General features: G+C 66.6%; 2 protein-coding genes. Both read right to left on the reverse strand.

Going from position 1 to position 1,733, the window contains the following annotated elements:
* Window positions 1–5 precede the first annotated feature (5 nt).
* Window positions 6–1,436: an NAD(P)(+) transhydrogenase (Re/Si-specific) subunit beta gene (locus H4F90_RS15360; RefSeq protein ID WP_182666190.1), complete on the reverse strand. Its 1,431-nt coding sequence runs from the start codon at window positions 1,434–1,436 to the stop codon at window positions 6–8.
* 1 nt (window position 1,437) lies between these two features.
* On the reverse strand, window positions 1,438–1,733 hold a 296-nt coding region (locus H4F90_RS15365), incomplete at its 5' end, for an NAD(P) transhydrogenase subunit alpha (protein ID WP_182666192.1).

The raw sequence follows: 1,733 nt of genomic DNA on the forward strand, positions 1-1,733 counted from the left end.
CCGCCTCACTCCACCGCCTTGACCATGTCCTCGACGACCTTCTTGGCGTCGCCGAAGACCATCATGGTCTTGTCCATGTAGAAGAGCTCGTTGTCCAGGCCGGCGTAGCCGGCGGCCATGGAGCGCTTGTTGACGATGATGGTCTTGGCCTTGTAGGCCTCCAGGATGGGCATGCCGTAGATCGGCGTGCCCTTCTGCAGCGCCGCGGGGTTCACCACGTCGTTGGCCCCCAGGATGATGGCCACGTCGGCCTGGCCGAACTCGCCGTTGATGTCCTCCATCTCGAAGACCTGGTCGTAGGGCACCTCGGCCTCGGCCAGCAGCACGTTCATGTGCCCCGGCATCCGTCCGGCCACCGGGTGGATGGCGTACTTCACCGTCACGCCCTTCTCGGTGAGCTTGTGCGCCAGCTCCTTGACCGCGTGCTGCGCGCGCGCCACCGCCAGGCCGTAGCCCGGCACGATGATCACCGTCTCCGCATTGCCCATGATGAAGGCCGCATCGTCGGCGCTGCCGCTCTTGACGCTGCGCTGCTGCTGCGCGCCGGCCACGGCCGCCGTCGCATCCCCGCCGAAGCCGCCCAGGATCACATTGAAGAAAGAGCGGTTCATCGCCTTGCACATGATGTACGAGAGGATGGCGCCCGAGGAGCCGACCAGGCTGCCGGCGATGATCAGCATCGAGTTGTTCAGCGAGAAGCCGATGCCCGCGGCCGCCCAGCCCGAATAGCTGTTGAGCATGGACACCACCACCGGCATGTCCGCCCCGCCGATCGGGATGATGATCAGCACGCCCAGCACGAAGCTCAGGGCCAGCATCAGGAAGAAGGCCGTCCAGTTCTCCGTCAGCGCGAAGGCGATGCCCAGGCCCACCGTGGCCAGGCCCAGCACCAGATTGAGCAGGTGCTGGCCGCCGAAGGTGACCGGCGCGCCCTGGAAGAGGCGGAACTTGTACTTGCCGCTGAGCTTGCCGAAGGCGATGACCGAGCCGCTGAAGGTGATGGCGCCGATGGCCGCGCCCAGGAAGAGCTCGATCTTGTTGCCGAAGGGAATCGCCACGCCCTTGGCGGCGATGCCGAAGGCCCAGGGCTCGGCCACGGCAGCCACGGCGATGAAGACCGCGGCCAGGCCGATCATGCTGTGCATGAAGGCCACCAGCTCGGGCATCTTGGTCATCTCCACGCGCTTGGCCATCACGGCCCCCGCGCCACCGCCGACGACCAGGGCCGCCAGCACATAGGGCAGGCCGCCGGCGCTGCTGTTGGCGCCGAGCTGCTGGGCGATGAGCGCGGCGGTGGTGAGCACGGCGATGGTCATGCCGGCCATGCCGAAGAGGTTGCCGCGGATGGAGGTCGTCGGATGCGACAGGCCCTTGAGGGCCTGGATGAAGCAGACGCTGGCGACCAGGTAGAGGAAAACGACGAGGTTCAGGCTCATGTCAGTGCTTTCCTTCGGCGGCCTTGGCGGGGCGCTCTTTCTTCTTGAACATCTCAAGCATGCGGCGGGTGACGAGGAAGCCGCCGAAGACGTTGACGGCGGCCAGGGCCACGGCGAGCACGCCCATGGTCTGTCCGAGGACGGTCTCGGTGAGGGCGGCGGCGAGCATGGCGCCGACGATGACGATGGCCGAGATGGCGTTGGTCACGGCCATCAGCGGCGTGTGCAGGGCGGGCGTGACGGTCCAGACCACGTGGTAGCCCACGTAGATGGCCAGCACGAAGATCACGAGGTTCA

Origin of the sequence: Aquariibacter albus (genome assembly GCF_014145335.1) — a bacterium.
GTDB lineage: Bacteria > Pseudomonadota > Gammaproteobacteria > Burkholderiales > Burkholderiaceae_C > Aquariibacter > Aquariibacter albus.